This is a genomic window from uncultured Brevundimonas sp., from assembly GCF_937870815.1.
Classification (GTDB): Bacteria; Pseudomonadota; Alphaproteobacteria; order Caulobacterales; family Caulobacteraceae; genus Brevundimonas.
In genome coordinates, this window is record NZ_CALMZS010000212.1 from 14,894 (window position 1) to 38,835 (window position 23,942).

At 71.1% G+C, this 23,942-nt stretch carries 23 protein-coding genes and 1 pseudogene; 11 read left to right on the plus strand and 13 right to left on the minus strand.

What is annotated here, in order from left to right:
* Positions 1 to 135: 135 nt before the first annotated feature.
* Positions 136 to 1,236, plus strand: a complete 1,101-nt coding sequence (murG, locus tag Q0588_RS14820) for an undecaprenyldiphospho-muramoylpentapeptide beta-N-acetylglucosaminyltransferase (RefSeq protein ID WP_298747701.1) — start codon at positions 136 to 138, stop codon at positions 1,234 to 1,236.
* Positions 1,237 to 1,260: 24 nt separating this feature from the next.
* A complete protein-coding gene (locus tag Q0588_RS14825) occupies positions 1,261 to 1,977 on the plus strand; it encodes a WecB/TagA/CpsF family glycosyltransferase (RefSeq protein ID WP_298747703.1) in 717 nt (238 codons plus the stop codon).
* A gap of 93 nt (positions 1,978 to 2,070) precedes the next feature.
* Here the strand turns inward: Q0588_RS14825 and smc are convergent, their stop codons facing one another.
* From smc to Q0588_RS14845, 4 genes are all read right to left on the minus strand, one after another.
* On the minus strand, positions 2,071 to 5,511 hold the full coding sequence (gene smc / locus Q0588_RS14830; protein WP_298747706.1) for a chromosome segregation protein SMC: 3,441 nt from the start codon (positions 5,509 to 5,511) through the stop codon (positions 2,071 to 2,073).
* Positions 5,512 to 5,523: 12 nt separating this feature from the next.
* Positions 5,524 to 6,162, minus strand: a complete 639-nt coding sequence (locus Q0588_RS14835) for a thioredoxin domain-containing protein (RefSeq protein ID WP_298747708.1) — start codon at positions 6,160 to 6,162, stop codon at positions 5,524 to 5,526.
* A 7-nt stretch (positions 6,163 to 6,169) separates the two neighbouring features.
* Positions 6,170 to 6,820 (minus strand): thioredoxin domain-containing protein, encoded by a 651-nt coding sequence (locus Q0588_RS14840; protein ID WP_298747710.1) that lies wholly within the window; start codon positions 6,818 to 6,820, stop codon positions 6,170 to 6,172.
* Between the two features lie 97 nt (positions 6,821 to 6,917).
* Positions 6,918 to 7,484 carry a DciA family protein gene (locus Q0588_RS14845; protein ID WP_298747712.1) on the minus strand — a complete coding sequence of 189 codons (567 nt, stop codon included), beginning with the start codon at positions 7,482 to 7,484 and terminating at the stop codon, positions 6,918 to 6,920.
* 21 nt (positions 7,485 to 7,505) lie between these two features.
* Here Q0588_RS14845 and mutY point away from each other — a divergent pair, with 21 nt between their 5' ends.
* The gene (gene mutY / locus Q0588_RS14850) at positions 7,506 to 8,561 is read left to right on the plus strand and encodes an A/G-specific adenine glycosylase (protein ID WP_298747714.1); all 1,056 of its coding nucleotides are present in this window, start codon (positions 7,506 to 7,508) and stop codon (positions 8,559 to 8,561) included.
* A gap of 74 nt (positions 8,562 to 8,635) precedes the next feature.
* On the opposite strand, the gene Q0588_RS14855 is transcribed toward mutY, so the two are convergent.
* The 3 genes from Q0588_RS14855 to Q0588_RS14865 all read right to left on the minus strand — a co-directional run bounded on the left by Q0588_RS14855 (position 8,636) and on the right by Q0588_RS14865 (position 13,178).
* Complete coding sequence (locus tag Q0588_RS14855; RefSeq protein ID WP_298747716.1) at positions 8,636 to 10,783, minus strand: glycogen debranching N-terminal domain-containing protein; 2,148 nt, start codon at positions 10,781 to 10,783, stop codon at positions 8,636 to 8,638.
* Between the two features lie 80 nt (positions 10,784 to 10,863).
* Positions 10,864 to 11,976 carry a glycosyltransferase family 4 protein gene (locus tag Q0588_RS14860; protein WP_298747718.1) on the minus strand — a complete coding sequence of 371 codons (1,113 nt, stop codon included), beginning with the start codon at positions 11,974 to 11,976 and terminating at the stop codon, positions 10,864 to 10,866.
* A gap of 122 nt (positions 11,977 to 12,098) precedes the next feature.
* Complete coding sequence (locus tag Q0588_RS14865; RefSeq protein WP_298747720.1) at positions 12,099 to 13,178, minus strand: site-specific DNA-methyltransferase; 1,080 nt, start codon at positions 13,176 to 13,178, stop codon at positions 12,099 to 12,101.
* Positions 13,179 to 13,382: 204 nt separating this feature from the next.
* Here Q0588_RS14865 and Q0588_RS14870 point away from each other — a divergent pair, with 204 nt between their 5' ends.
* From Q0588_RS14870 to Q0588_RS14895, 6 genes are all read left to right on the plus strand, one after another.
* Positions 13,383 to 13,637 carry a type II toxin-antitoxin system HicA family toxin gene (locus tag Q0588_RS14870; protein ID WP_298747722.1) on the plus strand — a complete coding sequence of 85 codons (255 nt, stop codon included), beginning with the start codon at positions 13,383 to 13,385 and terminating at the stop codon, positions 13,635 to 13,637.
* Complete coding sequence (locus Q0588_RS14875; RefSeq protein WP_298747724.1) at positions 13,634 to 13,963, plus strand: type II toxin-antitoxin system HicB family antitoxin; 330 nt, start codon at positions 13,634 to 13,636, stop codon at positions 13,961 to 13,963. Before Q0588_RS14870 ends, Q0588_RS14875 begins: the two co-directional genes overlap by 4 nt.
* A gap of 43 nt (positions 13,964 to 14,006) precedes the next feature.
* On the plus strand, positions 14,007 to 14,315 hold the full coding sequence (locus Q0588_RS14880; RefSeq protein WP_298747853.1) for a type II toxin-antitoxin system RelE/ParE family toxin: 309 nt from the start codon (positions 14,007 to 14,009) through the stop codon (positions 14,313 to 14,315).
* A complete protein-coding gene (locus Q0588_RS14885) occupies positions 14,308 to 14,601 on the plus strand; it encodes an addiction module antidote protein (protein WP_298747726.1) in 294 nt (97 codons plus the stop codon). The genes Q0588_RS14880 and Q0588_RS14885 overlap by 8 nt, the downstream gene beginning before the upstream one ends.
* A gap of 128 nt (positions 14,602 to 14,729) precedes the next feature.
* Positions 14,730 to 17,420, plus strand: coding sequence for a pyruvate, phosphate dikinase (gene ppdK / locus Q0588_RS14890; protein ID WP_298747728.1), 2,691 nt, complete (start codon positions 14,730 to 14,732; stop codon positions 17,418 to 17,420).
* Positions 17,421 to 17,608: 188 nt separating this feature from the next.
* Positions 17,609 to 18,133 carry a porin family protein gene (locus tag Q0588_RS14895; protein WP_298747730.1) on the plus strand — a complete coding sequence of 175 codons (525 nt, stop codon included), beginning with the start codon at positions 17,609 to 17,611 and terminating at the stop codon, positions 18,131 to 18,133.
* 114 nt (positions 18,134 to 18,247) lie between these two features.
* Here the strand turns inward: Q0588_RS14895 and Q0588_RS14900 are convergent, their stop codons facing one another.
* Entirely contained in the window at positions 18,248 to 18,484 is a 237-nt protein-coding gene (locus Q0588_RS14900) for a hypothetical protein (RefSeq protein ID WP_298747732.1), read from the minus strand.
* Positions 18,485 to 18,640: 156 nt separating this feature from the next.
* On the opposite strand from Q0588_RS14900, the gene Q0588_RS14905 reads away from it, so the two are divergent.
* Positions 18,641 to 19,120: a hypothetical protein gene (locus Q0588_RS14905; protein ID WP_298747735.1), complete on the plus strand. Its 480-nt coding sequence runs from the start codon at positions 18,641 to 18,643 to the stop codon at positions 19,118 to 19,120.
* 2 nt (positions 19,121 to 19,122) lie between these two features.
* Here the strand turns inward: Q0588_RS14905 and ychF are convergent, their stop codons facing one another.
* Positions 19,123 to 20,217 (minus strand): redox-regulated ATPase YchF, encoded by a 1,095-nt coding sequence (gene ychF, locus Q0588_RS14910; RefSeq protein ID WP_298747738.1) that lies wholly within the window; start codon positions 20,215 to 20,217, stop codon positions 19,123 to 19,125.
* A 74-nt stretch (positions 20,218 to 20,291) separates the two neighbouring features.
* Positions 20,292 to 20,756 (minus strand): copper chaperone PCu(A)C, encoded by a 465-nt coding sequence (locus Q0588_RS14915; RefSeq protein WP_298747741.1) that lies wholly within the window; start codon positions 20,754 to 20,756, stop codon positions 20,292 to 20,294.
* Positions 20,757 to 20,920: 164 nt separating this feature from the next.
* Between Q0588_RS14915 and Q0588_RS14920 the strand changes: the two genes are divergently transcribed.
* A complete protein-coding gene (locus Q0588_RS14920) occupies positions 20,921 to 21,274 on the plus strand; it encodes a DsrE family protein (RefSeq protein WP_298747744.1) in 354 nt (117 codons plus the stop codon).
* A gap of 27 nt (positions 21,275 to 21,301) precedes the next feature.
* Here the strand turns inward: Q0588_RS14920 and pth are convergent, their stop codons facing one another.
* From pth to Q0588_RS14935, 3 genes and pseudogenes are all read right to left on the minus strand, one after another.
* Positions 21,302 to 21,943, minus strand: a complete 642-nt coding sequence (gene pth, locus Q0588_RS14925; protein ID WP_298747747.1) for an aminoacyl-tRNA hydrolase — start codon at positions 21,941 to 21,943, stop codon at positions 21,302 to 21,304.
* Between the two features lie 156 nt (positions 21,944 to 22,099).
* Positions 22,100 to 22,708, minus strand: a pseudogene (locus Q0588_RS14930) (50S ribosomal protein L25/general stress protein Ctc); the annotation flags it as partial.
* A 145-nt stretch (positions 22,709 to 22,853) separates the two neighbouring features.
* On the minus strand, positions 22,854 to 23,939 hold the full coding sequence (locus tag Q0588_RS14935) for a hypothetical protein (RefSeq protein WP_298747751.1): 1,086 nt from the start codon (positions 23,937 to 23,939) through the stop codon (positions 22,854 to 22,856).
* Positions 23,940 to 23,942 lie beyond the last annotated feature (3 nt).

A 23,942-nucleotide genomic window follows, 5' to 3' on the forward strand; every position in this document is an offset into this window, starting at 1 on the left:
TGCGGGCCGGGGTGTTGGGTTCGGTGAGGAGTGCTAGTGAGCAAGGGGTGAGCCGCTGTGGCCGGCGCCGAGCTCCGTCCCGCTCACCTCTTGCTCACCAGCACTATTCACCAGCACTCGATCCGGGAGCCACTCATGAGATCCAGGGTCTGCGTCGTCGCCGCCGGGGGCACCGGCGGGCACATGTTCCCGGCCGAGGCCCTGGCGCGCGAGCTGGCGTCGCGAGGCTGGCGGATCGTGCTGGCCACCGACCACAGGGGCGAAGCGTACGCCCAGGCCTTTCCGGCCGAGGAGCGGATCGCACTGGACGCCGCCACCGGGCGCGGGCCGATCGGAACGGCGAAGGCGGGCGTGGCCATCGCCCGCGGGGTGTTTCAGGCCCGGGCGGCGCTGAAGCGGCTGGACGCGGCGGTGGTGGTCGGCTTCGGCGGCTATCCCTCGGCCCCGGCCCTGCTGGCGGCGCTCAGCCAGGGGAGGCCGACCCTGGTGCATGAGCAGAATTCGGTGCTGGGCCGCACCAACCGGTGGCTCGCCCCCTGGGTCGGGGCGGTCGCCTCCTCCTTCCCCAACCTGCGGAAGGCGCCGCAGGGCGTCGGCGCGCGGGTCCGCCTGGTCGGCAATCCGGTGCGCTCCGACATCCGCGCCCTGTACGACCGACCCTATCTCGCGCCCGCGCCGGACGGCCCGATCCATGTCCTCGTCACCGGCGGCAGCCAGGGCGCGCGCATCCTGTCCGAGACCGCGCCGCGGGCGCTGGCGGCCCTGCCGGACGCCATCCGCTCGCGCCTGAAGGTGCAGCAGCAGTCCCGCCCCGAGACTCTGGAGGCGGCCCGCCGGATCTATCTGGACGCCGGCGTCGACGCCGAGGTCGCCCCCTTCTTCAACGACATGGCCCGGCGGCTGTCGGCGGCCCATCTGGTCATCGGCCGGGCCGGCGCCTCGACCTGTTCGGAACTGGCCGTGGCCGGCCTGCCGTCGATCCTGATCCCGCTGAAGATCGCCACGGACGACCATCAGCGCTTCAACGCCGGCGGCCTCGCCGACGCCGGCGGGGCGCAGGTGTTGCTGGAAGACGAGGTCACGGTCGAGCGGCTGACCGGCGTGCTGGCCGCCATTCTCGGGGACCCGGCCCGGCTGGAGGCGATGAGCCGCGCCGCGCGCGCGGCGGCGCTGCCCGACGCCACCCGGTCGCTGGCGGACATGGTCGAGACGGCGGCCGTCGTAACCGCGCGTTGACCCGCGGGCGCGTAGGCTCCGGCGATGACGCGCTTCATGACGCTGGACTTCGCCGATGGAGACCGGCCCGCCCTGCTGGCCCGGGTGGCCGCCATGGCGCGCGGTTCCTACGGCTATGTCGTCACCCCCAACGTCGACCACGTCATCAAGCTGATGGACGGCCGGCTTGAGGCCGGGATCTATGACGGCGCCGCCCTGAAGGTCTGCGACAGCCGCGTCCTCGCCCACCTGGCCCGGCTGCGCGGAAAGGCGCTGGCGGTCTATCCCGGCTCGGACCTGACCGCCGACCTGCTGGCCGCGGGCCACGACCTGACCATCGGCGTGTTCGGCCCCGACCGCGCCGCCTTCGACGACCTGGCCGCGCGCTATCCGGACCGTCGCCTGACCTTCATCGAGGCCCCGATGCTGAGTCCCGGAACCCCGGCCTGGGACGCCGCCGTCGACGCCGCCGCGGCGGCCGACTGGGACGTTCTGCTGGCCTGCGTCTCCTTCCCCAAGCAGGAGATGTTCGCCCACGCCCTGCGCGCCGCCGGCCGGGAGCAGGGCGTGGCCCTGTGCGTCGGCGCCTCGGTCGACTTCCTGACCGGCCGCCAGCGGCGCGCGCCGCGCATCTTCCAGCGGCTGTCGCTGGAATGGCTGCACCGCCTGCTGACCCAGCCCCGCCGCATGTTCCGCCGCTACGTCATCGAGGGGCCGGCCATCTTCGGCTGGTTCGTGCGGACGGAGGTGCTGAAGGGGTGAAGAGTGCCAGTGAGCAAGAGGAGAGCCGAATGCGGCGACCGCCAGCGCGTTCCTCGTTCACTCCTTGCTCACTGGCACTCTTCACTCACGACATTACGCCGCCACGATCTCTTCCGCCTGCGTCAGGTCCACGCTGACCAGTTGCGACACCCCCCGTTCGGGCATGGTGACGCCGTACAGCCGGTCCATCCGGCTCATGGTCACCGGGTTGTGGGTGATGACGATGAAGCGGGTGTCCGTGCGCTTCCTCATCTCGTCCAGCATGCGGCAGAAGCGGTCGACGTTGGCGTCATCCAGCGGGGCATCGACCTCGTCCAGCACGCAGACCGGGGCCGGATTGGCCAGGAAGACGGCGAAGATCAGGGCCGCCGCCGTGAGGGCCTGTTCGCCGCCCGACATCAGGCTCATCACCGCCAGCCGCTTGCCCGGCGGGCAGGCGTAGATCTCCAGGCCGGCCTCGAGCGGATCGTCGCTCTCGACCAGTTTCAGCTCGGCCTGGCCGCCGCCGAACAGGGCCTCGAACAGGCTCTTGAAATTGTCGTTGATGATGTCGAAGGCCGCCACCAGCCGCTCGCGGCCCTCGGCGTTGAGCTCGTCGATGCCGTCGCGCAGTTTGGCGATGGCGCTGGTCAGGTCCGAGCGCTCGACCCTCATCGTCTGCAGCCGGTCGCCGTACTCATTGGCCTCGTCCTCGGCCAGCAGGTTGACCGCGCCCAGCGCCTCGCGCTCGCGCTCCAGGCCGTACAGCAGGCTCTCCGCCCCGGCCGCGTCCGGCGGGCGGGCGATGGCGTCGTCCTGGAGCTTCTGCCCCAGCTCCTCCGGCGACATCTGCGCCGTCTCGCGGAGGTTCGCCTCGGTCTCCACGAGCTTCTCGGCGGCCGCCTCGGCCCGCGCCGCCAGCCCGGCCCGCGCCTCGCGCGCCGCCGAGGCCGCCGCCTCGGCCGCCCGCGCCGCCCTGTCCGCCTCGCCGGCCTGACCCTCGGCCAGCGCCAGCGCGTCCGCCGCCGCCTTGCGCCGCGTCTCCGCCGTGGTCAGGGCGTCGAGCAGGGCCGAGCGCTGCGCCGCCAGCCGTTCCGGCGCGTCGGACGCCCCCTTCAGCCGGACGGCGGTCGTCGCCGCGTCCTTCTCCAGCGCCGCGATCCGCGCCGTGGCGTCCTTCGCCCGCGCCGCCCAGCCGTCGCGTTCGCGGGTCAGGTCGTCCAGCCGGGTCTGACGCCCTGCGACCTCGCGGGCCTCGGCGTCGCGCTCGACCTGCGCTGTCGCCGCCGCGCCGCGCGCCGCGTCCGCCGCCGCCCGCGCCGCCGTCAGTTCGGCGCGCAAGCCGTCCAGCGTCTCCGACGGCGCCTCGTCGCCCTGCGCCTCGGCCAGCGCCGCCTGGGCGGCCCCGACCTCGCCCGCGAGCCGGGCCAGGGTCTCGTCCAGCGCCTGGGCCCGCGCCTCCTTACGGGCCTGCTCGCGGCCGAGCGCCTCGACGCGGTCGCGGGCGGCGGCGGCGGCCTTGTCCAGAGCGAAGGGCGCGGCGCGGGCCGTCTTCACCGCCTCCTCCGAGGCGCGGAAGGCTTCGGTCGCCGCCTTCAACGCCGCTTGCGCCGCCTCCAGCGCCGGCCTGCCCTCGTCGATCTCCGTCTCCAGCTCCGACAGGCGGGTGCGCTGGGCCAGCCGCACCGCCGCCGGGCGGGGAGCCTCGGCGCGCTGCACGAAGCCGTCCCAGCGCCACAAGTCGCCCTCGCGGGTGACCAGGCGGGCCCCGGCCGGCAGGTGCTTCGCCAGGGCCTCGATCTCGCCGCGCGCCGCCACGCCGCACAGCGCCAGCCGCGCCCGCAGCTGCTCGGGCGCCGTCACATGGTCGGCCAGCGGCTCGACGCCCTCCGGCCACGAGGGAGACGGCGCCTCCGCCCCCGCCCACCAGGCCGCCGCGCGGGCGTCGAGGGCCGCGTCCAGATCGTCGCCCAGCGCCGCCGCCAGCGCCGCCTCATAGCCCTTGTCGGCCTGCACCCGGTCGAGCGCCGGCGGGTACTCGCGCCTGCCCTGGACCAGCAGCTGGGCGAGGCCGCGCGCCTCGGTCTGCAGCCGGCCCAGCCGGTCCTCGGCCGCCCGCGCCGCCTGCCGCGCCGCCTGCTCGGCCCGGGCCCGGTCGCCGCGCTCAGTCTCGGCCGCCTCGACCGTCGCCCGCGCGGCGGCGAGCTCGGCCTGGGCCTGCTCCAGCGCCGCCCGGGCGACCCCGATCTCCGGCGTCTCCAGCGGGCCGAGCGCCTCGCGTTCGGACTTGGCCGAGGCCAGCTGGGCCTCGGCCCGGGCCACCCGCGCCTCGGCGTCGCGCTTGCGGGCGTTCTCGGCCGAGACCCGCGCCTCGACCGCCGCCGCCGCCCCGGCCACCCGCTCGACCCCGGCGTCGGCGGCCTTGCGGGCGTCCTCCGCCGCGGCCAGCGCCGCCTCCAGCTCCGGCCCGCGCGCCGGGGCGGCCGCCATCTCCGCCTGCAGGGCTTCCAGCGCCGCGCCGAGCCGGGTCAGCTCGCCCTCGGCGTCCCCGGCCATGGCGGTCTCGCGCTCGATGTCGGCGGCGATGCGGGCGGCCTCGGCGGTCAGTCGCTCGACCTCGGCCCGGGCCGCCTGTTCGGCCATGTCCAGCCGGTCGCGCTCCAGCGAGGCGCGGTGCAGCAGGGCCCCGGCCACCGCATCCTCCTCCCTCGCCGGCTTCAGCGCCTCCTGGGCGTTCAGCGACGCCGTCTGCGCCCGACCGGACGCCGTGGTCGCCTCCAGCACCGCCCGGTCGGCCTCGGCCAGCTCCTGCGCCGCCGCCTCCGCCGCCGTCCGGGCGTCGTTCCAGCGCACGAACAGCAGCGCCGCCTGCAGGGCGCGGATCTCGGCCGAGATCTTCTTGTATTTCTCGGCCTGCCGGGCCTCGCGTTTCAGGCGGGCGAGGGTGGTCTCCAGCTCGCGGCCGATGTCGTCCAGCCGTTCGAGGTTGGTCTCGGCCGCCTTCAGCCGCAGCTCGGCCTCGTGCCGGCGGGTGTGCAGGCCGGCCACGCCGCCGGCCTCCTCGAGGATGCGTCGGCGGTTCTGCGGCCTGGCGGCGATCAGTTCGCTGATCTGCCCCTGCCGCACCAGCGCCGGCGAATTGGCCCCGGTCGAGGCGTCGGCGAACAGCAGCTGCACGTCGCGGGCCCGCACCTCCTTGCCGTTGATCCGGTAGGTCGAGCCCTGGCCGCGGTCGATGCGGCGCGACACCTCGATGACGGCGCTGTCGGTGAACGGCTGGGGCGCCTTGCGCTGGGCGTTGTCGATGGTCAGCGAGACCTCGGCGTGGCTGCGCGGCGGCCGGTTGGCGGCCCCGGCGAAGATCACGTCGTCCATGCCCTGGCCGCGCATGGCCTTGGCGGAATTGGCCCCCATGACCCAGCGCAGGCCTTCCAGCACATTGGACTTGCCGCAGCCGTTGGGCCCGACCACGCCGGTCAGGCCCGGCTCGATATGCACCTCGGCGGGATCGACGAAGGACTTGAAACCGACGAGCCGAAGGCGCTGGAACTGCATCCCGCTATCAGGTCACCGGCCGTCGAGCAGCGGCTGGATCAGGGGCTCGAACGCGGCCACGTCGTGCGCAGCCATGGCGGCCGGCGCCGGCTCGCCGTTGATGAAGAAGCTGGGCGTCGCATTGACGCCGTCGGCCGAGGCCTGGCGGGCGCGGGCCTCGATCTCGGCGAAGGAGGCCTCGCTGGCGAAGCAGGCGTTCATCTGGTCCGGCGTCAGGCCGCCCGCCGCGCCCCCGGCCGCCAGCCAGCTGACCACCGTCTGCTGCGGCGGCGGTCCCGGCTGGGCGTGCAGCCGCGGCTGTCCGCGGAACAGGGCCTCGAGCACCTCTGCGTATTTCTCCTCCGGCGCGCAGCGGCTCATCACCGCGCCGGCGACGGCGACCTGTTGCGGCGGGGTCGGCAGGTCGCGGAACGCCACCCGCACCTGGCCGGTGTCGACGAACCGCGCCTTGAAGGCCGGGAAATCCCGCGTGTGCCAGTCGGCGCAGTGGCTGCAGGTCGTCGACAGATAGACCGTCAGCGTCACCGGGGCGGCGGCCGATCCCAGGGTCCGGTCGCCCGCGCGCACCGGCTCGACCGTCTGGGCGAACGCCGCCGCGGGCGCGGCGATCGCGACGATGACCGGCAGCAGGACCCGCGACAGCCGCGTCACCGGACGATCAGCCCTTGGCCAGCTCGGCGTCGATCGCCTTGGACAGGTCCTCGAGGCTCGCGCCCTCGCCGCCGGGAGTGATGACCTTGACGTCGTTCACGAAAAACGTCGGCGTGCCGGTGACGCCGGCGCTCATCGCCGCCTTCGCCCGCTCTTCCGAGGCCTGCAGGGCGGCCTCGTCGGTGATGCAGTCCTGGATCCGCTGCTGGTTCATGCCCAAGCCGTTGCCGACCCGGAACAGGGTGGTCCGCGGGTCCGTCACCAGATTGCGCTGGTCGGCCATCAGCTCGTGGATGACGTTGAAGTAGTTCTCGACCCCGCCGGCGCAGCGCGCCACCAGGAAGCCGGCCACGGCGACCTCGGTCGGCGGCGTCGGCAGTTCGCGGAAGACGAAGCGAACCTTGTTGGTGTCGACGTAGGCGGCCTTGAACGCCGGCCAGGTTTCTTCCTGCCAGGTGGCGCAATGGGGGCAGGTGACCGAGGCGTATTCGACCACGGTGACCTTGGCTCCCTCAGGGGCGCCCAGGGCCATGTCGCCCTCGGCCGCCTTGCCGGCGCCGCCGCCGTTGCAGCCGGACAGCGTGACCATGGCGGCCATCGCGGCGGCGGTCATCGCCGCGCGGCGGCTCATCGCGGCGTATTTGATCGTGGCGCTCATGGAGTGGTCCTCACTGGCACGGGGATGAAGAGCATCGCGCGATTCCCCCGGAAATGCGCGCACAGGGGTTTTCGAGAACAGAAGCGGCGAAGTTTTGTCAATCGCCCGCGCGATCGCGCCCCTTCTGCGGATCGGACATCACGGCGCGGCCCAGCCGCTCCAGCGGGCCCTTGAGCGGATCGGGCGCCTCGGCGAGGGCGGCCTTGAGCTCGGCCTCCTGATGCGCGCTCAGGGGGCGCGGGCCGGCGCGGGAGCGGGGCGGCGGCGGCAGGCCGACCGGCGGCTTGACCGGCCCTTGGGCGATCCGCAGCCGGTCGACGCTGCCGGGGCCGAGGAAGAGATTGACCCGCTGCAGGATCTCCTCCGACTGATGCTGGACCAGCAGGGCCGCGGGCCCGGCCACGCGCAGCTCCAGCGTTCCACCCGCGCCGCCGCGACCCTTGGTCAGCTTCTGCGGCCGGGTCACCCGGGCGAGGCGCTCGCCGACGATCTCGGTCCAGCGCGGCTCCAGCGCCGAGGCCCCGCGGCCGAATTTCGCGTCCAGCTCCCGGATCAGCCCCTGCAGCGCCCGCCCGGCCTTCGGGGCCGGCCGCGGGGCGGGACGGGTGCGGCGGCGCGACAGGATTTCGCGGGCCTCGGCGTCTGTGGGCAGCGTGCGGCGCATTTCCGGTTTATAGCGCGGGGAATGCCGCCCGTCGCCTGCCAGCCGCCCGTCCAGGTCGCCCTCGACCGGTCCGCCCTCCGGGCGGCGCTGCTGGACTGGTACGATCGTCACCGCCGCGCCCTGGCCTGGCGGGCCGGGCCGGGGTCGGATCGCCCCGATCCGTACCGGGTCTGGCTGTCCGAGGTCATGCTGCAGCAGACCACCACGGCGCACGCCACCCCCTATTTCCAGGCCTTCACCCGCCGCTGGCCGACCGTCTCGGACCTCGCCGCCGCCGCCGACGAAGATGTCATGGCGGCCTGGGCGGGGCTGGGCTACTACGCCCGCGCCCGCAACCTGCTGGCCTGCGCCCGCGCCGTCGCCCGTGAGCACGGCGGCGTCTTTCCGGCCGCCGAGGCGGAGCTTCTCGCCCTTCCGGGGGTCGGGCCCTACACCGCCGCCGCCGTCGTCGCCATCGCCTTCGATCAACCCGCCAATGTGGTCGACGGCAATGTCGAGCGGGTCATGGCGCGGCTGTTCGCGGTCGGGACGCCGCTGCCCGCCGCCAAACCGGAACTGAAGCGGCTGGCCGCCACGCTGGTGGCCGACGACCGTCCCGGCGACTGGGCCCAGGCCCTGATGGATCTCGGGGCCACGGTCTGCCGGCCGGGCGCGCCGATCTGCGCCCGCTGCCCGCTGGCGGACGGCTGCCTCGGCGTCCGGTCGGGACGGCCGGAGCGCTATCCGCTCAAGACCCCGAAGGCCGAACGCCCGCACCGGCGCGGCCTCGCCTGGGTTCTCCGCGACGACCACGGGCGTGTCGCCCTGGTGCGGCGGCCCGACCGGGGCCTGCTGGGCGGCATGCTGGGGCTGCCGACGTCCGACTGGGGCGCCGCGGCGGCGCAGACGGCTCCGCCGGCCCCCGGCGACTGGGTCGCCGTCGGCGCCGTCGAACATGTGTTCACCCATTTCGCCCTGACCCTGGAGGTCCGAACCGCCACGGGCCGCGGCGATTTCCTGTGGCGGCCGCCGGTCGAGGCCCGGCAGGCCCTTCCGACGGTGTTCCGCAAGGCGCTCGACCGGGCCCTGGCCGGCTAGGGCGAAATCGGTTTAGAGCCTGATTCACGGCATCGGCGGAATCGCGAAGCGATTCCTCCTCAACCGATCAGGCTCTAGCGGGTCAGGCGCACGCGAAGATCGCCGTCGCGTCGCCGGGGGGCCACCACCGTCTGTCCGTTGACGCGGTCGAAGGCGAGGTCGATCACGGCCTCCCCGACCTGCAGACGGGACAGGATCAGGTGCTCGATTCCCGCGGGCATCATCGGATTGTCGATCTCGATCACCCCGGTGATGGCGTCGATGCTGACCCCCAGGGCGGCCTGCATCATCATGAACACCGACCCCGCCGCCCAGGCCTGGGGCAGGCAGGCCACCGGATAGGCGATCGGCGGCTCGCCGGGCAGTCGCTGGAACCCGCAGAACAGCTCGGGCAGGCGCAGTTCGAAATGCGTCGCCGCCTCGTAGATTTCGTTCAGCAGCATGGCCACGGCCCGTCGCTCGCCGTAGCGCGCCATGCCGGCGGCCGCCAAGGCCGTGTCGTGCGGCCAGACGGAGCCGTCGTGGTAGCTCATCGGATTGAAGCGGGGCTGGCCGGTGGCGAGGGTGCGGAGGCCCCATCCGGAGCGGAACTCGGCCGACAGCATCCGGCGGGTGACCGCCCGGGCCCGCTCGGGACTGGGCAGGCCGCTGAACAGCAGATGGCCGGCGTTCGAGGCGATGGCCCGGCAGGGCGCGCCGTCCCCGTCCAGCGCCACGGCGTAGAACTGCTCGTCCTCCAGCCAGAACCGCTCCTCGACGAGCGCCCGCACGGATTCGGCCTGCGCCTCCCATTCGGACGCCCCGGCCTTGCCCAGCCGGAGGCCGAGGTCGGCCATCGCCCGCCATGCCGAGAAGGCGTAGCCCTGCACCTCCAGCAGCGCCACCGGCCCCCGCGGAAAGCGTCCGTCGCTGTGGAAGATCGAGTCCTCCGAGTCCTTCCAGCCCTGGTTGGACAGTCCGGTCTCGGCGGCGCGCTGATAGGCGATCAGGCCGTTGCCCTGGATGTCGCCATGCTCGCGCATCCAGCCCGCCGCCGCCAGCAGGTTCGGCCACAGCCGCTGGATGGTGTCCAGATCGCCGGTGCGGCGGGCGTAGGCTCCGGCCAGGGCGACGAACAGGCAGGTGGTGTCGACCCCGCCGTAGTAGCGGCCGAACGGCACCTCGCCCAGCGCCGCCATTTCGCCGCGTCGGGTCTCGTGCATGATCTTGCCGGGCGCGGAATCCTCGAAGGCCGAGGTTTCGGTCGCCTGCCGCATGGCCAGATAGGTCAGCACCCCCTTGGCCAGGGACGGGTCCAGCCACAGCAGCTGCCAGGCCGTGATGATGCCGTCCCGGCCGAACGGCGTCGAGAACCACGGCGTGCCGGCGTAGGGATACGGTCCCGTCGGCAGTTCCGTGGTCAGCAGGGCCACGTCGGCGCGCGACTGTTCCAGCCAGTCGTTGAACCGGGGACTGCGCGGCCCCCGCAGCGAGGCGCCCCGGCGGCGGCGGGCCCGCATCGCCAGCCGGGCCTGCACCGCGTGCACCCGCCAGCGCTCTTCCGACGGGGCGTCGCAGCGATCGGCCCCGCACTCGACGTACAGGTCCAGGGTCCGGCCGCGCGGCAGGCTGAACATGAACTCGGCCCGGGACGCGCTCATCCGGGCCGGCGGCTCGGAGAAGGCCACGCAGCCGCGCCGCTCGACCCCGTCCAGGCCCATGTAGCTGAAGTTGACCCGGCGGCCGTCCGTGGTCGGGGGGCGGATCTCCCCCTTGCGCTCCCGCCGGGTTCCCCGGACCTCGAAGATGTCGGCGAAATCGGCCCCGTAGTCGACCGACAGCGGCAGCAGCACGTCCTCGATCCCGTGGTTGGCGACGCGGATGCGCTCGAACATCCGCCGCTCCCACAGGAACCGCCGGCGCTCGAGGTGCAGCACCCCGGCCGGCGCCGACTTGCCGCCCATCGGCGGCAGCGGCCGGTTGGTGGCGTGGCAGGTGAAGAAGACGTTGTCGCGCGACACCCCCGAGCTCAGCCGCGAGGGCCGGGCCCGTCCGACGCGCAGCAGCAGGCGGGACAGAATGCGGGTGTCGTTGTCGAAAAGGCCCTCGGCCCCCTCCCGCAGATCGCCCCAGCCGTCGGCCACCAGGAAGCAATCGCCGGCTTTCAACGCCTGAAGCTGCTCGGCCGTCTCGGCTTCGCCGGTCTCCAGCGCGGTGACCTTGACCGTGTAGGCGTCGTCCATCGATCTCCTCGCGAGGCTTCAGGGACGGGCGGGCGCCGGCGACCGCCTGCTTACGGTAATGGTCGAAACGGTCCGGCGGTTCAGGCCAGGCCGGCGAAACTCCGGCCCTCGTGCGGCCGCAGCGGCGTCACGACGTCGTCGAGCGGGGCTTCCGCGAACGGCCGCCGGGCCAGCAGGTCGCCGTAGACGTCCAGATAGCGCCGGGCCATGGCCGTGGCCGAGAAGCGCAGTTCGAAACGCGCCCGGACGGCCTCGCGGTCCAGCTGGTGGGCGTGTGCGGCGGCGGCGATGGCCTGCTCCACGGTGTCGACCAGATAGCCCGTGGCGCCGTCCTCGACGACCTCCGGCGTGGACCCGCAGCGGAAGGCCACCACCGGGGTTCCGCAGGCCATGGCCTCGATCATCACCAGGCCGAACGGCTCGGGCCAGTCGATCGGGAACAGCAGGGCCTCGGCCCCGCCGAGGAAGGCGGACTTCTGGTGGTCGCCGATCTCGCCGACGAATTCGACCAGCGGATTGCCCTCGACCATGGGGCGGATGAAGGTCTCCCAATAGACCTTGTCGGCGGCGTCGACCTTGGCCGCCATCTTCAGCGGCTTGTTCAGCCTGGTGGCGATCTCGATGGCCCGGTCCGGTCTCTTCTCGGGCGAGATCCGCCCGAGAAAGGCGAGATAGCCCTGCGGCGCCGGCGAGAAGCGGTACAGTTCCGCCGGCATGCCGTGATGGACGGTCGCCCTCCAGTTGGCCAGCGGCAGCGGCCGGCGCTGGTCGTCCGAGATCGACACCAGCCCGAACTCGCCCCAGTGCTCGTAGACGCCCGGCAGATCCTTCAGGTCCAGCCGGCCGTGCAGGGTGGTGACGGTCCGGTCGGCATGGCGGGCGAAGAAGGGGAAATGGATCATGTCCGTGTGGAAGTGGATCACGTCGAACTCGTCGACGCGCTCCAGCACCTCGGACAGCATGCTCATGTGCGCCGCCAGGTCGGACTTGAGAGCGGTCGGATCCAGCCGGATCGCCTGGTCGCGCACCGGGATCAGCCGCGCCCGGGTGGCGGCGTCGGCGGCCGCGAACAGCGTGACCTCGTGGCCCAGCTCGACGAGGGCGTCGGTCAGATGCGCCACCACGCGTTCCGTGCCGCCGTACAGCTTCGGCGGGACGGCCTCATAGAGGGGCGTGACCTGGGCGATCTTCATGGCGCGCGCTCTCGATGCCGGAAATCGGACATCGGGAGTAACCTTCGCAGCTGCGAAGAGTTCCTCGCATACGGCCGATTTTTCGGACGCTTCTACCGGGGTTTACAGCGTTACAGGAGCGGCTACTGCATGCCCGCGCGGACCTCGGCGCGCAGGGCGTCGATCGACCTCAGGCCCTGGTCCGACTTGAAGCGCCAGTAGGTCCAGCCGTTGCAGGCCGGGGCGTTCTCCAGCAGGGCCCCCAGCTTGTGGATCGAGCCGCTGAGCGATCCGGAGACCAGCGAGCCGTCGGCCCGCACCCGCGCCTCGCGCTCGCCCTTCGGGCAATACAGCCGGTCGCCGGGCCGCAGCAGGCCGGCCTCGACCAGGGCGCCGAACGGCACCTTCGGTTCGGCCCGTTTGGAGCCGGTGACGACGATGTCCTCGGGCGCGGCCGGGATCACCGCCCTGATGCGCTTCTCGGCGACCCTGGCGTAGGTCTCGTCGCGCTCGACGCCGATGAAGCGGCGTCCCAGCCGCCTCGCCGCCGCGCCGGTGGTGCCGGTGCCGAAGAACGGGTCCAGCACCACATCGCCGGGCCGCGTCGCCGCCAGCAGCACCCGGTGCAGCAGGGCCTCCGGCTTCTGGGTCGGGTGGGCCTTCCTGCCGTCGGCGTCCTTGATCCGCTCCTCGCCGGTGCACAGGGCGAAGGTCCAGTCCGAGCGCATCTGGACGTCCTCGTTGAAGGCCTTCAGCGCGTCGTAGTTGAAGGTGTAGCGCTTCTGCCCGCGGCTCCGGGCCGCCCAGATCAGGGTCTCGTGGGCATTGGTGAAGCGGGTGCCCTTGAAGTTCGGCATCGGGTTGGACTTGCGCCAGATGATGTCGTTCAGGACCCAGAAGCCCAGGTCCTGGATCGCCGAACCCAGGCGGAAGACGTTGTGATAGCTGCCGATCACCCAGATCGAGCCCTCCGGCTTCAGCACCCGGCGGCACTCCGTCAGCCAGGCCCGGGTGAAGGCGTCATAGGTCGCGAAGCTGTCGAACCTGTCCCAGTCGTCGTCGACCGCGTCGACCTTCGAATTGTCCGGCCGCAGCAGGTCGCCGCCCAGCTGCAGATTATAGGGAGGATCGGCGAAGACCATGTCGACGCAGGCGTCGGGCAGGCCCTTCAGCACCTCGATGCAGTCGCCCCTCAGGACGACGTCGGTCTTCAACCCGGACATTTCTACTCGGCCCCGCACAGCTTGAGCGCCGATTGGTGAATCATCGCGGTTAAGGCGGGGTTTAGGCGTCGCATTCTTCTCGGTGGGGGCACACGCCGGTTTTAGCCTCGCCCGATCGAACAGCCGTGGACAGGCTCCGACGGAGCGATCTTTGCTTTCATAAATCGCTTGCAAAAGGCGTGACATCCCCCATATGCTGCTTGCATGAACAGCAAGCGGCGCAAGGCCCTGAAGGCTGTGTTCACCGATCCGGCGTCGGGGACCATCGAATGGGCCGCGATCGAGGGTCTTCTGATCGCCGCGGGATGCACGGTTGTCGAGGGATCAGGGTCGCGGGTGCGGTTTGTGTTCAACGGCGAGGTGGCCAGCTTTCACCGGCCCCACCCCGCCAGGGAGGCGAAACGATATCAGGTCCGCGAGGCCAGAGCGTTTCTAGTCAGGATCGGAGCGAAACCATGAGCGCCATGAACTACAAGGGCTACAGCGCCCGCATCGAGTACGACGATGCGGACGAAATCTTCTTCGGCCGGATCGCGGGGATCACCGATGGCGTGAGTTTCCACGCCGACACCGTGAAGGATCTCAAGGCCGCCTTCCATGAGGCGGTGGACGACTACATCCGGACCTGCGCCGCGATCGGCAAACCGCCTCAGAAATCCTACTCGGGCCAGTTGATGCTCCGCGTCTCGCCCGAGGTTCACGCCGCCGCCGCCCGCGCCGCCGAACTCTCCGGCAAAAGCCTCAATGCCTGGGGCGAGGAAGCCCTGAAGCAGGCGGCGGCGTGAACCAGAGTTGACGGGTCCAGATCTATGAACCACAGTGGACGCTATGGTCGAGGTGATCCGCAGTCGCGTGTTCGCCCGGTGGCTGGACGGGCTCAGGGACCGGCGGGCCGCCGCCCGCATCATCGTCCGGGTCGAGCGTCTCGGCCTCGGCCAACTCGGCGACCACAAATCGGTCGGCGGCGGCGTGACGGAACTGCGGATCGACTACGGCCCGGGCTATCGCGTCTATCTGCTCCGGCGCGGCGGTCGGCTGATCGTCCTGCTCGGCGGCGGCGACAAATCATCCCAGGCCAGGGACATCGCCGCGGCCCACGCCATGGCCGCGGCCTTCAAGGAGAATTACGATGACTGACTACGCCCCCTTCGACGCCGCCGAGCATCTGAAGACCGATCAGGACATCGCCACCTATCTGGAGGCGGTTCTGGCCGAGGTCGAGGCCACCGACGACGTAAGCTATTTCGCCCATGCCCTCGGCGTGGTCGCCCGCACCCGCAACATGAGCCAGCTCGCGCGGGACGCCCGGATGTCGCGCGAAGGGCTCTACAAGGCCCTGTCCAGCGACGGCAACCCCTCCTTCGCCTCGATCCTGAAGATCACCCGTTCGCTGGGCCTGCGCCTGACGTTCGAGCCGGCCTGAGATCGTCGGATCTTCCATCCGCGTCTTTCAGAAGAGCGACATCACGGTTTGTTACGACCCCGGCCTCGCCTTCGCGGGCGCAGCACGTTAGTCAGGCCGGACGAAACGACAGGCTCAGGGGCTACGGGATGACTCAGTGGGTGTACGGCTTCGGCGGCGGCTCCGCCGACGGCGATGCGTCGATGAAGGACCTGCTCGGCGGCAAGGGGGCCAACCTGGCCGAGATGTCCTCGCTGGGCCTGCCGGTGCCGCCGGGCTTCACCATCACCACCGAGGCCTGCGTCCACTACTACGCCAACGGCCAGACCTGGCCCGGCGGTCTGCGCGATCAGGTCGCCGCCGGGCTGAAGACGGTCGAGGCCGTCGTCGGCAAGACCTTCGGCGACCCGGGCAACCCCCTGCTGGTCTCGGTCCGCTCGGGCGCCCGCGCCTCGATGCCGGGGATGATGGACACGGTGCTCAACCTCGGCCTCAACGACGAGACGGTCGAGGGGCTGGCCGCCCTCAGCGGCGACCGGCGCTTCGCCTTCGACAGCTACCGCCGTTTCATCACCATGTATTCGAACGTCGTTCTGGGCCTGTCCCACGACGACTTCGAGGAGGTGCTGGACGACCACAAGGACCGGCTCGGCGTCACCGTCGACACCGACCTGTCCGCCGGCGACTGGGAAAGGGTGGTCGCCGACTACAAGGCCGTGGTCGAGGACCGGCTGGGCCGCCCATTCCCGCAGGATCCGAACGACCAGCTGTGGGGCGCGGTCTCGGCCGTCTTCGCCAGCTGGATGAACGACCGGGCCAAATTCTATCGCCGCATGCACGACATCCCGGAAAGCTGGGGCACGGCGGTCAATGTCCAGTCGATGGTCTTCGGCAATATGGGCGACACCTCGGCCACCGGCGTCGCCTTCACCCGCAACCCCTCGACCGGCGAGGCGAAGCTGTATGGCGAATTCCTGATCAACGCCCAGGGCGAGGACGTCGTCGCCGGCATCCGCACGCCCCAGTCGCTGACCCGGGCCGGCCGCGAGGAGATGGGCGAGACCGCCCCCTCGATGGAGGAGGCCATGCCCGAGGTGTTCGGCCAGTTCGTCGAAGTCGTCGGGAGGCTCGAGTCCCACTATCGCGATATGCAGGACATCGAGTTCACGGTCGAACAGGGCCGGCTGTGGATGCTGCAGACCCGCAACGGCAAGCGCACAGCCAAGGCCGCGCTGAAGGTGGCGGTCGACCTCGCCGCCGAGGGGATGATCTCGGAAGAGGAGGCCGTCTCCCGGGTCGAGCCGGGCGCGCTGGACCAGCTGCTGCACCCGACCCTCGATCCGCAGGCCGAGCGCAGGGTCGTGGCCGCCGGCCTGCCGGCCTCGCCCGGCGCGGCGACCGGCAAGGTGGTGTTCGACGCCGACGAGGCCGAGCGCCTGTCCCAGCTGGGCGACGCCGTCATCCTGGTGCGCGAGGAGACCAGCCCCGAGGACATCCACGGCATGCACGCGGCGCGCGGCATCGTCACCGCCCGCGGCGGCATGACCAGCCACGCGGCGGTGGTCGCCCGCGGCATGGGCCGTCCCTGCGTCTCCGGCGCCGGCGAGATTCACATCAATGAAAAGGCAGGGACCTTCACCGCCCGCGGCCGCACCTTCAAGGCCGGCGAGATCATCACCATCGACGGCTCCAAGGGCGAGGTGCTGGACGGCGCCGTGCCGATGATCGAGCCCGAGCTGACCGGCGACTTCCAGACCCTGATGGCCTGGGCCGACAAGGTCCGCCGCCTCGGGGTCCGCGCCAACGCCGAGACCCCGCTGGACGCCCGCACCGCGCGCGGCTTCGGGGCCGAGGGCATCGGCCTGTGCCGCACCGAGCACATGTTCTTCGACGAGGCCCGCATCGCCGCCGTGCGCGAGATGATACTCGCCGACGACGAGGCCGGCCGTCGCGCCGCGCTGGCCCGGATCGCGCCGTTCCAGAAGTCGGACTTCGTCGAGCTGTTCGGGATCATGGCCGGCCTGCCGGTGACGATCCGCCTGCTCGATCCGCCGCTGCACGAGTTCATCCCCCACAGCGAGGCCGAGATCGACGCCCTGGCCGAAACCCAGGGCCTCGACGCCGCCAAGCTGAAGCGCCGGGCCAGGGATCTGCACGAGACCAATCCGATGCTCGGCCACCGCGGCTGCCGCCTCGGCGTTGCCTATCCGGAAATCTACGAGATGCAGGTCCGGGCCATCCTTGAGGCGGCGCTCGAGGTCAAGAAAACCGCGGCCGAGGCCCCCATCCCCGAAATCATGCACCCGCTGGTCGCGCTCGGCCTGGAGATGAAATACCTGCGCGAACTGACCGACCGCACCGCCGAGACGGTCTTCGCCGAGGCCGGCGACCGGGTCGAATACCTGGTCGGCACCATGATCGAACTGCCGCGCGCGGCCCTGCGCGCCGGCGACCTGGCCGAGCACGCCGAATTCTTCTCGTTCGGCACCAACGACCTGACCCAGACCACCTTCGGCATCAGCCGGGACGACTCCGGCCGTTTTCTGCAGGCCTATATGGACAAGGGCATCTTCGAGACGGATCCGTTCGTCCGGCTCGATCAGGACGGCGTCGGCGACCTGATCCGCATCGCCGCCGAGCGCGGCGGCGCGGCCCGGCCGGGTATGAAGATGGGCCTCTGCGGCGAGCACGGCGGCGATCCGTCGTCGATCGCCTTCTGCGAACGGGTCGGCCTCAGCTACGTCAGCTGCTCGCCCTACCGCGTCCCCATCGCCCGACTCGCCGCCGCCCAGGCGGCCCTCGAGGCCCGGTCCGGCGCGGAACGGGAGAAGGATCGCTAGAAACCGGAGCGCCAAAATAAGGTCACGATGAAGTCATCATTGACGTAGCGGCGTCTGTGCCAGTCCGCGCACAGTCGACGGCAAGTCGAATTTCAGGTCTGGAACAGGAGGGCGCGAGGACCATTTGTGTTCACGCTGGGTGGGGCTGGTGACCGTAGAAGTCACCACATCTAGAGGATGCAGACACAATGCGTAATGTTCTTCTCGCGACCGCTGTTCTTACTCTCGCCGCCGGGCCCGCCCTGGCCCAGGATCCCGGTCGGGTGACCGGCTCGCTCGGCTACACCCATCTGGAGGCCGACGACGCCAAGCTCGGGGCGATCACCGGCCGTCTCGGCTACGACTTCACCCGCAATTTCGGCGTCGAGGGCGAAGCCTCGGTCGGCGTCCGCGACGACGACGTCACCGTCGCCGGCGTCGACGGCTCGATCGAGCACGAGTACGACGCCGCCGTTTACGGCGTCGCCAAACTGCCCGTGTCCGAGAACCTCGAACTGTTCGGCCGCGTCGGCTATGGCACGACCTCGGTCAAGGCCGACGTCGCCGGCTTTACGGCTGTGGAGGACGGCGAGAGCGTCAACTACGGGGCCGGCGCCAACTGGTATTTCGACGGCCGCAACGGCCTGCGCGCCGACTGGACCCGCCGCGACTTCCAGGACGACGGCGGCGCCGAGGTCGACACCTACGGCCTCAGCTACGTCCGCCGTTTCTAGAATCTGCCGCTGCAACCGTTAGATCGCGGTTGGACAACCGCCCTGTCCAGAACAGCAAGGCCCGCGACCCTCCGGTCGCGGGCCTTCGCCACGCCCCTCCCGGGGGGACTGCCGTCAGGCCACGCCGGGCTGCAGGGCCCAACGCATCGATCCCTCCCCGAACGGCCTGAAGAACAGGTCGCGATATCGCTCGAACACCTCCACGATGCGGCTGGCGAGGTCCTGCGCGACCGTCTCGCCGCGCTGGCGTTTCATCGCCGCGACGCACTGGACCACGTCCTTCTGGTGGGCGGAGCCGCCCATGCGTTTGAGCACGGCGGCGACATCCTGCGCCAGCGGATCAATCTGCATTGCCCATGGATTGGTGTTCTGAGTCATCCGGGACACCCCATTGTTTCTCGACACAGAAGAACGGGTCGCAAATACTGGCGAGGGATGCAAGCGTGGCCGCGAATTCGTGATCGGGGCGAGTGTGGAGCCAACGGACCGCGGCCGCGTTTCCCTTCCATGACCCGGATCATCCCCTGCCTGCTCGCGGTCTTCGCTGTTTCGGCCTGCGATGCCGACAAACCGAACCCGCCGACCGAGCCGGCCGAGGCGGTCGATACGCCGGAGGCCGAGGTTCCCCCGACCGTTCCTCCGCCGGGGGCGGGGTCGGCCCTGCCCGGCGCGGGTCCGCGCAGCTTCGTCGGCCGCTGGGCCGCCGATGTCTCCTGGTGCCCGAACACCACCGGTCCCGAGCGGCCGATCGAGATCACCACCACCCGCTTCGAGGGCTATGAGAACAGCTGCGCCATGGCTTCGATCGACCAGGTCGCCGACGGCTATGAGGCGGCGCTGACCTGCACCGGCGAAGGGATGGTCTCCAATGAACGGGTGCGGATGGCGGTGTCCGGCCAGAGCATGCGCCTGACCTGGCTGAACCGCGACAACGCCGTCGTCGTGCTGACCAAATGCACGACGCTGGAGGATACGCCCGCGGCCTGATCTCAGTTGAACAGGAAATGCATCACGTCGCCGTCCTTGACGACGTAGCTCTTGCCCTCGGCCCGCAGCTTGCCGGCCTCCCTGGCTCCCTGCTCGCCCTTGAGGGCGACGAAATCGGGGTAGGCGATGGTCTCGGCGCGGATGAAGCCCTTCTCGAAGTCGGTGTGGATCACCCCCGCCGCCTGCGGTGCGGTGGCGCCGATCGGGATCGTCCAGGCGCGGGCTTCCTTGGGCCCGACCGTGAAATAGGTCTGCAGGCCCAGCAGGGCGTAGGCCTCGCGGATAAGCCGGTTGAGGCCCGGCTCCTCCAGCCCCATGCTTTCGAGGAACTCGGCCTGTTCTTCCGGCGCCAGCACGGCGAGTTCGGAGTCGATCTTCGCCGAAATCACCACCGACTTGGCGTGGTCGGCGGCGGCGCGCCGGGCCACCAGGTCCGACAGCTCATTGCCCTTGTCCGCCGAAGCCTCGTCGACGTTGGCGACGTAGAGGGCGGGCAGCGAGGTCAGCAGCTGCAGCATGCGCCACGCCTTCTCGTCCTCCCGGTCGACCTTCACCACGCGCGCGGGCTTGCCGGCGCGCAGGGGCGTCAGCGCCAGGTTGATCAGCCGCAGGGTCTGCTGGGCTTCCTTGTCGCCGCCCTTGGCCCGCTTCTCGACGTTGACGACCCTTTTCTCGAGGCTTTCGAGGTCGGCCAGCATCAGCTCGGTCTCGATGATCTCCAGATCCGAGATCGGGTCGATGCGGTTCTCGACATGGGTGATGTCGTCGTCGACGAAGCAGCGCGCCACGAAGGCCACGGCGTCGCAGTCGCGGATATTGGCGAGGAACTGGTTGCCGAGCCCCTCGCCCTTCGAGGCGCCGCGCACCAGGCCGGCGATGTCGACGAAGGTGATGCGCGAGGGGATGATCTCCTTCGAACCGGCGATGGACGCCAGCACCTCGAGGCGCGGCTCGGGCACGGCGACATCGCCGGTGTTCGGCTCGATCGTGCAGAACGGGTAGTTGGCCGCCTGCGCCGCCGCCGTCTTCGTCAGGGCGTTGAACAGGGTGGACTTGCCGACGTTGGGCAGGCCGACGATCGCGACTTTCAGGGCCATGGGGGCGGGCGTTTCCTTGGTGAGCGCGAGCCTTTAGCGGGTCGCGGCCGGTTTGTCAGGCCGAGGCGTCGGGGTCAGCGCGAGGCATGGCCCGAGTCGGTCAGGGCCGGCTGGCCGACGGCCGCAGTGATCTCGACGGGCGGGGCCGAAGCGAAGGCCAGGGTCAGCGGCACGGCGTCTCCGGCCTTCAGCGGCTCGGTCACGGCCAGCAGCATCAGGTGGCTGGCGCCCGGCTTCAGCTCCACGGCCTGGCCGGCGGGCAGGGGCAGGCCGTCGGTCAGCTGGCGCATCATCATCATGTTGCTCTCCATCCGGCTCTCGTGGATTTCGATCCGGCCGGCGACCGGGCTGGAGACGCTGACGAGACGATCATCGGCGGCGGCGGTCAGGGTCAGATAGCAACCGGTGGCCTGGCGACCGACCGGCGTCGGGCGGCAGACGGCGTCCGCGACCCGGACCGTCGCCCCTGCCGCCGGAGGCGGAGTGGGCCCGCAGGCCGCCAGGAGCAGCAGCAGGACGGCGATCGGAGGGCGGGGCATGGCGTTCTCGGTCCCGGAAGGCGCGGGCGTGGGCCTTACCCCGCGCGGAGGGGCGGCGCAACGGTTCCGGCGCCGGCCCGTGCGGCGTCCTGCCGGCTTGACAGTCCGCCGTCCTCGGCCCCTCATCCGCCGGTCGCCCCCATAGCCGGAGCCGAGACCAGACCATGAGAACGCTCCTGATCCTGAACGATCCTCCGTACGGCACGGAGCGAACCTACAACGCCCTGCGGCTGGCCCATGCCCTGCTGAAGCTCGAGCCGGCCGGCGGCCTCACCGTCTTCCTGATGGCCGACGCCGTCGTGGCCGCGCGGAAGGGGCAGAAGACCCCCGACGGCTACTACAACGTCGAACGGATGCTGAAGCGGGTGTTGAGCGGAAACGGAAACGTCCTGTTGTGCGGCACGTGCATGGATGCCCGCGGCCTGCTGGCCGAGGAGGTGGTGGAGGGCGCGCGCCGGAGCACCATGGACGAACTCGCCGCCGAGACGGTCTCGGCCGACAAGGTGCTGGTGTTCTGATCCGGGCACTGTGGCGCCCGGACCCCTTCAGGATCGGCCACCGCCCGCGGGATCGTCGCCGCGCGCCGCCTGCCGCGGGCTGAATTTCGGGGCCGGGGCCAGGCGCAGGACCTCGGCCTGGTAGCGGTCGTCGTCGCCGGCCAGGGCGAAGGGCAGGGCGTCGGCGCAGGCGTTCAGCATCGCCTCCAGCCACGGCTGGTCGGCCTTGTGGAAGTCGCTCAGCACATGGGCGTGCACCAGCTCCGGCCGCCCGGGGTGGCCCACGCCCATGCGGGCGCGGCGGAAGTCAGGACCCAGCTGGCTGATCAGGCTGCGCACCCCGTTCTGGCCGGCCGCGCCGCCGCCCTTCTTCATCCGGAAGCGCCCCGGCGCCAGGTCGATCTCGTCGTGGAAGACGACGATGTCGGCCGGCGGGACCTTGTAGAAGCGCGCCGCCTCGCCGACGGCGCGGCCGCTCTCGTTCATGTAGGTCTGCGGCTTCATCAGCAGGACCTTGACCCGGCCGTTCGGCGTCTCGACCTCGCCTTCGCGGATCACCGACTGGAATTTGGCGCGTTCGGGCCCGAACGCCCAGCGGCGCGCGATCGCGTCGACCGCCATGAAGCCGATATTGTGTCGGTTCTTCTCGTATTTCGGGCCCGGATTGCCCAGGCCGGCGAGGATGATCATGTCGGGTTCCGGAAAAGGAAACGGCCCCGTCCGTCGCCGGAGGGGCCGTTCCAGTAGCAGCTTGTCGCGGGAGGATCAGCCCTCGGCGGCGTCTTCGGCTTCGCCGGCGGCCTGTTCCGTGGCCGGAACCTCCTCGGCGGCGTCGGCCTCGGCGGCGGCGGCTTCGGCGTCCGCGGCCTCATCGGCGGCGGCGGAGATGGCGGCCGAAGAGGTCTTGATCGAGGCGATCACGAAGTCGCGGTCGGTGATGGTCGGCTCGACGTCCTTCGTGCCCTTCAGGTCGGTCCAGCGGATGGTGTCGCCCAGCTTGTGGCCGGTCAGGTCGACGATCAGGTCTTCCGGGATGTGGTCGGCGCGGACCTTGACCTCGACCGAGTGGCGGACGACCTCGAGCGAACCGCCCTGGCGGAAGGCCTCGCACTGGTCCTGGTTGATGAAGTGCACCGGCACGTCGATCCTGATGGTCTGCTTCTCGTCGACCCGCATCAGGTCGAAATGCAGCGGACGGTCCGACACCGGGTCGAACTGCACGTCGCGGGCGATGACCGGCTGGGTATCGTCGCCGTACTTCAGCGTCACCAGGTGGCCCAGCAGCTTGCCGGTGTAGAGCGACTTGCGGAAGTCGCGCTCGTTCACGGCGATGGCGACGGGGGCCTTGTCGCCGCCGTACAGCACGCCCGGGACCATGCCCGCGCGGCGCGCGGCGCGGGCGCCGCCGGTGCCGACGCCGTCACGCACATCGACATTCAGAATGATCTCGGCCATCTGGCTCGCCTCAACAACAGAAACGCCGCGCTGACTGATCGCCCGCGCGGCAGGGTCCTCGAACCCTCGAATTCAGGAGCGCGGGCTATTACACGCAGACGCCCGGGGACGCAACCGTCTGGACGCCCCCGAACGCGCCTTCGGATCAGCCCTCGCCGTTCAGGGCCGCCGTCGCCGCCACCGAGGCCGAGGCGGCCGCGGCCGCCACGGGCGGCTGAACCGGCGTCGGGCCGGAACCCGCCACTTCGGTGGCGGGGGCGACGACGGGGGCGGGCTTGACGTTCTGGGCGGTGCAGGTGGCCAGATCACGCGCCACGTGCCGGCCGACGCAGAAGATGTCCTCATAGCTGGGGCGCGAGGCGGCCAGGCACTGGAACAGCATCAGCTTGGACATGTTCAGGCAGAATTCGCTGTTCTGCTCGATGGTCAGCGCCTCGGTGTTGGCGCGGGCGTCCTCTCCGCCGGCGCCCAGGGCGGCCAGGGCGGCGAGGGCGAGCGACCGCACCACCGCCGGCGTATAGGGCGGAGCCGACCGGGCCGGGGTCACTTCGAGGCCAGAGCCGCTGTTGGCCGCCGCGAACAGGCGGGCCGATTCCTCGGCGGAAGGCAGCATCTGGACCGCCGACAGCGCCTTGGCGCCCTGCAGCCGGACGTCCCGATTGGCGATGTTGACCACCGCCCAGCGGCGGCGCGGGTCCGCGCGGCCCTGGATGGTGTAGGCGTCTTCCTCGACGGCGTCGGCGATGGCCAGCATGGCCGCCGAATCCCGTCCGATGGTCTCGACGATCAGCCCCGCCGCGGCCTCGGCGCCCGGAAGGGTGGCGGCGTAGGTAGGATCCGCGATGATGCGGGCGACCATTTCCTGGCGCACCGCCGGATCCGCCGCGAAGGTGCGGACGCCCTGCACGAACTCGGGGGATTGAAGGGCCAGGATCGAACCGTAGGCGATCATGCCGCGCGACAGTTGGGCGGGTTCGTACGAGGCCCCCTTGCGGATGGCCGCCTGGATCGATTCCGCGGTGTCGAAGCCGGCCCTGATCGTGCTCGCGTCACGCATGAAGGCGACGTAGATGGCGGCGGCCTGGGCCACCCCCTCGTTGAGGCTGACGGACGGCGGCGGGGGCGGCGGAGCGGGCTCCGGCTCCGGCTCCGGGGTGGCGCAGGCCGCGAGAACGCTCACGGCGGCGATGGCGGCCAGCGACAGACCGCGGCGAAAACGGGCCTCAAGCATACG